Origin of the sequence: Hafnia sp. HMSC23F03 (genome assembly GCF_001816025.1) — a bacterium.
Classification (GTDB): domain Bacteria; phylum Pseudomonadota; class Gammaproteobacteria; order Enterobacterales; family Enterobacteriaceae; genus Hafnia; species Hafnia paralvei.
Genome location: NZ_KV824242.1, coordinates 316466 through 323074, shown reverse-complemented (window position 1 = coordinate 323074; position 6609 = coordinate 316466). Strand labels below are relative to the sequence as shown.

5 protein-coding genes are annotated in these 6609 nt (G+C 46.1%); 4 read left to right on the top strand and 1 reads right to left on the bottom strand.

Features of this window, described 5'->3' with window-relative positions:
• Positions 1 to 117 precede the first annotated feature (117 nt).
• Positions 118 to 447, top strand: coding sequence for a hypothetical protein (locus HMPREF3091_RS19945; protein ID WP_004097020.1), 330 nt, complete (start codon positions 118 to 120; stop codon positions 445 to 447).
• Between the two features lie 91 nt (positions 448 to 538).
• Here the strand turns inward: HMPREF3091_RS19945 and HMPREF3091_RS19940 are convergent, their stop codons facing one another.
• Positions 539 to 2317 carry a sigma-54 interaction domain-containing protein gene (locus tag HMPREF3091_RS19940; protein WP_070718378.1) on the bottom strand — a complete coding sequence of 593 codons (1779 nt, stop codon included), beginning with the start codon at positions 2315 to 2317 and terminating at the stop codon, positions 539 to 541.
• A 511-nt stretch (positions 2318 to 2828) separates the two neighbouring features.
• On the opposite strand from HMPREF3091_RS19940, the gene ygeW reads away from it, so the two are divergent.
• The 3 genes from ygeW (at position 2829) to HMPREF3091_RS19920 (ending at position 6588) form a co-directional block, all read left to right on the top strand.
• A complete protein-coding gene (gene ygeW, locus HMPREF3091_RS19930) occupies positions 2829 to 4016 on the top strand; it encodes a knotted carbamoyltransferase YgeW (protein WP_070718375.1) in 1188 nt (395 codons plus the stop codon).
• 79 nt (positions 4017 to 4095) lie between these two features.
• Entirely contained in the window at positions 4096 to 5295 is a 1200-nt protein-coding gene (gene dpaL / locus HMPREF3091_RS19925) for a diaminopropionate ammonia-lyase (RefSeq protein WP_070718372.1), read from the top strand.
• A 75-nt stretch (positions 5296 to 5370) separates the two neighbouring features.
• Positions 5371 to 6588 carry a YgeY family selenium metabolism-linked hydrolase gene (locus tag HMPREF3091_RS19920; protein ID WP_070718369.1) on the top strand — a complete coding sequence of 406 codons (1218 nt, stop codon included), beginning with the start codon at positions 5371 to 5373 and terminating at the stop codon, positions 6586 to 6588.
• The last annotated feature ends 21 nt before the right edge of the window (positions 6589 to 6609 follow it).

Sequence of the window (6609 nt, the reverse complement as noted above, 5' to 3'; positions counted from 1 at the left end):
GTAGACCCGTGTATCTCGATCTCTTAAACGAACGGCGTTACTGTACTGCGGGGCTTTTTTTGATAAAAAATCAATCAATGTCAGGCTGGTTTTAATCTGTATCTGGGGACAAGTGCAGTGATTAGACGTATATCTTGGATTGCTGGGGCGGGAGCATGGCTGCTGCCATTGGTATTGCTGCTATGGCAATGGTTGACGGAAGGGCAGAACCAAGCCGCTTTGTCGCCAGAAGCGTATAACGCATGGAAAATGTCGGTACTATTCGCCGATTTTAGCTTTGCTGGTGCTCTGTCATTGTTTTCCGTGTTGCTAGGGGCAATGGCGCTGGCTAAAACCCAAGAGAATGAAACCCTTCATCCGGGCAAGCGTATGCTTGAACTACTGATTTTGGCTCTGCCTATGATGTTGTGTCTGTTCATTATGGGGATACTGCTGGTTCACGGCTGAAAACATTTCATCTTCGTCCATGCCTGCATGCGTGTGCAAGTAGCTATCCCTCAAAAATACCATCGTCTTCGATTTACTCAGAGGTGTATGGTTATAGCGACGTCAGTTCGTATTTTTTTATTTTCCGGTACAGCGTCGCTATGCCAATTCCAAGTTCATCAGCAGCCTGTTTTTTATTATTGTGGCGGCTGAGAGCCTCGCGGATCATCTGTCGTTCCATATCCTCTAGTCCCGTGGCTCCATGCTCTTCGCATGCCGCTGCACTTTGGTAAGGGACATCTTCACGATAGCTACGGGCAACTTGCCCGTTGACCAGATTGGGTGGCAGTAGTGAAATATCAATCACCTCGCCGCTCGGCACCACGTTAATCAAATACTCCATTAGGTTACTTAACTCACGTACGTTGCCTGGCCAGCGATATAATTTCAGCAGCGACATGACTTCAGGCGCCATGCCAGGGTAAACAATACCAATACGCTTAGTATGTAAATTAAGGAAATAATGAGCCAGTAGCTCAATATCGCCTTGGCGCTCGCGCAGGGGGGGCAAAGTCATTGGAATGACATTTAAACGGTAATAAAGGTCTTCGCGGAATTTGCCATCGGCAATGTATTGCTCAAGGTTCTGGTTGGTGGCGGAAATAATCCTGATATCAACAGAGATTGGTTTACTTGAGCCAATTGGTTGTACTTCTCGAGATTCGATCGCGCGTAGCAGCTTAGCCTGCAAAGTCAGCGGCATATCCCCTATTTCATCTAAGAATAGGGTGCCGTTATTGGCTGCCTGAATTAGCCCTATTTTGCCGTTCGCTGAGGCCCCAGTGAATGCGCCCTTCACATAACCAAATAGCTCACTTTCTAAGAGTTGATCCGGAATTGCTGCGCAGTTAATAGCGATGAAGGGTTTGTTATTTCGATCGCTTAATTGATGAATTGCTCGGGCGACAACTTCCTTACCGGTTCCACTCTCCCCAACAATGAGAATGCTGGATGGGCTAGGGGCTACACGGGTAATCAACCGCTTTAAAATTCGAATTGGGCGGCACTCACCCACTAAATGTTCAATGCGCGGATCATCAGGATTAAAATCAACATTCATTGGAGAATGAGACTGATGAAATGCCATTAAAAATAGCTGGTGGTCTTGGATATCATGCAGCTGGCCAATAATCAGCTCTTGTTGTTCATCGAATGAAATAATATGTTGCAAATGACCACTGGTATAATTTTGTTGGAAAGTCAGTGGCCTGATGTTAAATGTTTTTCCAATAATTTGTTCTTGTGTGGCATTGAGTTGTTTCAATGCAGTTGGGTTGGCAAATTTGGCTTTGTTCTCATTATCAATAACTAATACGCCTTGATCCATATTTTCAATCAGGCTCATCAGAATTTTATTTATCCCATCACTTCCTCCTTGGTTTTCTAATAATTTAGAAACAAATAAGTTGGATATATGACGAACGTAATCTGAGAACTCATGGATGTTATCTTTAATTCTTTCTTGCTGTTCTGGAGTAAATGCCACCAGACTGATCACGCCAATACATGCGTTTTGAAAAATAATAGGAATTCCAAGGAAAGCTTTTTCTTTGCAGCTATCTTTGCTAGTGCAGCCCTCGCAAACAGGATCGAACCTAGAATGGATAACAACCTTTTCTTGCTTCGTATCAAGTACATATCTAAGTAATCTTGAGTTGCTGTTCAGCTTGCGGCCAAAAAACTTCCCGTAGGGCCCTGTCCCTGAGACTCTCGTCATGTTGGCATCAACGATCTCAACTTCCAGCTGTAAGACACTGGCGAGCATTTTGGTGAAACGTAAGATCGTGGGCTGGATTTGCATCAATATAGACTGAGAGTTTACGGGTGTCATAATCGGAACCTTTCTCTAACGCTACAACTGCACGCGTTTATAGTTATCGGGAATTATGTCCTTTCAACTTACGATAATACATGAATACAGTAGGGGGATTGATAAACATCAATCGTCTTTTGTTAAGTTGGATAAGTTTCTGCAGCGCGCATCACACTTTATTATCAAATTGATAAGAATGGTGCTTTTCTTATCATTCTGGTTTGTATCAATGGAAAAAATACCGTTTTTAATTCAAGGGATGACAGGGAAAAATACGATTGCTTCTTAGTTAGTCTTGTAACTATTGCTGTTGTGAGAGGTTACTTTCTCGATTTCATAATAAATAGTGCGGCTTAGCTCACATTATTTAGCCTATTTATCTCTTTGCGGCTTACCTAAATACAGTTTGGCATAGTTATTGTTTAAGAGTTAACAGTCACTGTTATTGATGCACGCATAAATTCTGCTTCACGTGCGTTGTAGCAGATTAAATCCAAACGCCAATCACTTACTATTGTAGGGCCATGAGATGAGAACAGTTAACGAATTAATTAAGGATATCAACGCGCTTAAGTCGAATCTGCATGAAAAAGATTTTCTGCTGACCTGGGAGCAAAGCCCAGAGGAGCTGAAACTGGTTCTGGATCTGGCCGAAGCATTAAAAACCATGCGTGCAGAAAACATCGCGACCAAGATTTTCAATAGTGGTCTTGGTATTTCCGTTTTCCGCGATAACTCAACACGTACCCGCTTCTCCTATGCTTCAGCACTTAACCTGCTGGGTTTGACGCAACAAGATTTGGATGAGGGAAAATCACAAATTGCTCATGGCGAAACCGTGCGTGAAACTGCAAATATGATCTCCTTCTGCGCGGATGCTATTGGTATTCGTGATGACATGTATCTGGGTGCTGGTAACGCTTATATGCGTGAAGTTGGCGCCGCACTGGATGAAGGCTACGAGCAGGGCGTTCTGCCGCAGCGTCCAGCGTTGGTTAACTTGCAATGTGATATCGACCACCCAACGCAGTCAATGGCCGATTTGGCTTGGTTGCAGGAACATTTTGGTAGTCTTGAAAATCTGAAAGGCAAAAAAATTGCGATGACTTGGGCGTATTCACCAAGCTATGGCAAACCGCTTTCTGTACCACAGGGCATTATCGGTCTGATGACGCGTTTTGGTATGGATGTCACGCTGGCTCATCCTGAAGGTTACGACCTGATCCCTGACGTTGTCGCCGTTGCAAAACAGAACGCAGAATCTTCCGGCGGTAGCTTCCGTCAGGTGAACTCAATGGCTGAAGCTTTCAAAGATGCAGACATTGTTTATCCGAAGTCTTGGGCACCTTACAAAGTGATGGAGGAGCGTACTGAACTGCTGCGCGCCAACGATCATGATGGCCTCAACGCGTTGGAGAAACAGTGCTTAGCTGAGAACGCTAAACACAAAGATTGGCACTGCACCGAAGAAATGATGAAGCATACCAAAGGCGGCGAAGCGCTTTATATGCACTGTCTGCCAGCGGATATCTCCGGCGTGTCTTGTAAAGAGGGCGAAGTGACCGAAGGCGTATTCGAAAAATATCGCATCGCTACTTACAAAGAAGCTAGCTGGAAGCCATACATCATCGCGGCCATGATCGTGGCGCGTAAATTCTCTAAACCGGGTCTGGTTTTAGAACAATTGCTGAAAGAAGCGCAGAAGCGCATCAAGTAAGGCTGTCTGCACCGGCGCATCGGGCGATGCGTCGGTATTTCCGCCGCATAGGCGGATACTCTCCTGATGAGGATGGGTTATGTCTGTTTTCTCTTTGAAAGTGGATATTGCGCAAAACCGTTTTTTCAACGGTGAAACGTCTCCACTTTTCTCGCGCATAGAAGCACAAAAGGCTCGTGCCTTTCATAAAAAAATAACGGGTTATCAGCCGACGCCGCTGCGCTCGTTGGAAGAGTTGGCTCAGCTATTTGGTGTGAGCAAGATTTTAGTTAAAGACGAGTCTCAACGTTTTGGTTTGAACGCTTTCAAAATGTTGGGTGGGGCCTATGCCATTGCTCGCCTGCTTTGTGAAAAGTACCAAATCGATATCAACGAATTCTCTTTTGAAAAACTCAAAGCCACTCTGACTGAAAAAATGACCTTTGCGACCACCACTGACGGAAACCATGGCCGTGGTGTTGCATGGGCTGCTCAGCAGCTTGGTCAAAACGCTGTGATTTACATGCCGAAAGGTTCTGCGCGTGAACGCGTCGATCATATTCGTAATTTAGGTGCCGAGTGCATCGTTACCGATATGAACTATGACGATACCGTTCGCTTGACGATGAAGACCGCGCAGGAACGGGGCTGGGAAGTGGTGCAGGATACTGCGTGGGAAGGCTATACCAAGATCCCTACGTGGATTATGCAAGGGTATTCCACCCTAGCAGACGAAGCCGTGGAGCAGATGCAGGCGATGGGGGTTCAGCGCCCAACTCATGTGTTCTTACAGGCGGGCGTTGGCGCTATGGCTGGCGGCGTACTCGGGTATTTAGTTGACGTATTTGGTGCTGAAAAACTGCATTCCGTCATTGTAGAACCCGACTTAGCTGACTGTGTTTTCCGTTCAGGTTTGAAAGGCGAAATTGTCAACGTGGGCGGCGATATGGCCACCATCATGGCAGGTTTAGCCTGCGGTGAGCCTAATCCTCTGGGCTGGCCATTGCTGCGTAACTGCGCAACTCAGTTTATCTCCTGTCAAGACAAGGTCGCCGCGCTTGGTATGCGTGTTTTAGGCAATCCGCTTGGAAAAGATCCACGGATTGTATCGGGTGAGTCAGGTGCCGTTGGTTTAGGTGTTTTAGCCGCGGTGCATCATCATCCGAAGCGCGAAGAGCTGATGCAAGAGCTTGGTTTAAATCATGATTCCGTTGTGTTGCTCATCAGTACCGAAGGCGACACCGACGTTAAGCATTATCGAGAAGTGGTGTGGGAAGGGAAGCATCCGGCCTGTAGTTGATCGCATATATCCCCACGTTTTTTCGACCTTTATTTTCTCGCCGTAAGCGAGCTAACACATTGGAGTGAAAGAAAAATGGCTAAGCAAGTTCCTTTTGAAATGGTGTTGGAAAAAGCATATCAGTACAAAGATGAAATGACTCGCTTCCTGCGCGATATGATCGCCATCCCAAGCGAAAGCTGTGATGAAAAACTCGTGGTGCAGTGCATCAAAAAAGAGATGGAAAAAGTGGGTTTTGATAAGGTTGAGATTGACCCAATGGGCAACATTCTCGGCTATATCGGCCACGGCCCGCATCTGATTGCGATGGATGCGCACATCGATACCGTGGGTATTGGTAATATCAAAAACTGGACCTTCGATCCTTATGAAGGAATGGAAGATGATGAGCTGATCGGTGGCCGTGGTGCATCGGATCAGGAAGGCGGCATGGCATCTATGGTGTATGCCGGTAAGATCATCAAGGATCTGGGACTGGAAGATCAATACACGCTGCTGGTAACCGGTACGGTTCAAGAAGAGGACTGTGATGGTCTGTGCTGGCAGTACATCATTGAGCAATCAAAAATCCGTCCTGAGTTTGTAGTGAGTACCGAGCCAACAGATTGCCAGATCTATCGTGGTCAGCGTGGGCGTATGGAAATTCGCGTCGATGTTCAAGGCATCAGCTGCCATGGTTCTGCGCCAGAACGTGGTGATAATGCCATTTTCAAAATGGGCCCAATCCTTAACGAATTGAAAGAACTCTCTAATAATTTGGGGAATGATGATTTTTTGGGTAAAGGGACTCTGACCGTATCAGAAATCTTCTTCACTTCGCCAAGCCGTTGTGCGGTTGCCGATAGCTGTGCAGTTTCCATTGACCGCCGTTTAACTTGGGGTGAAACATGGGAAGGTGCGTTGGAAGAAATTCGCGCCCTGCCTGCAGTAAAAGCCTCTAAAGCCGTGGTTTCCATGTACAACTACGATCGACCTTCTTACACCGGTCTGGTGTATCCAACCGAATGTTACTTCCCAACCTGGAAAGTGGAAGAAGATCACATCACCGTTAAAACGTTGAGCAAAGCTTATGAAGGGCTGTTCAACAAGAAACCGGTGGTTGATAAGTGGACGTTCTCCACTAACGGCGTATCCATTATGGGCCGTCATGGTATTCCAGTAATTGGTTTTGGCCCAGGTAAAGAACCTGAAGCCCATGCGCCAAATGAAAAAACCTGGAAAGACCATTTGGTGACCTGTGCTGCTATGTATGCCGCAATCCCACTGTCCTACCTTGATGAACTGAAAAAATAATTAGCGTTAATTGTGTAATCC

Excerpts from the sequence above, each read along its gene's own strand:
- HMPREF3091_RS19920 (WP_070718369.1), top strand. The coding sequence starts at position 5,371 with ATGGCTAAGCAAGTTCCTTTTGAAATGGTGTTGGAAAAAGCATATCAG.
- HMPREF3091_RS19940 (WP_070718378.1), bottom strand. The coding sequence starts at position 2,317 with ATGACACCCGTAAACTCTCAGTCTATATTGATGCAAATCCAGCCCACG.
- dpaL (WP_070718372.1), top strand. The coding sequence starts at position 4,096 with ATGTCTGTTTTCTCTTTGAAAGTGGATATTGCGCAAAACCGTTTTTTC.
- ygeW (WP_070718375.1), top strand. The coding sequence starts at position 2,829 with ATGAGAACAGTTAACGAATTAATTAAGGATATCAACGCGCTTAAGTCG.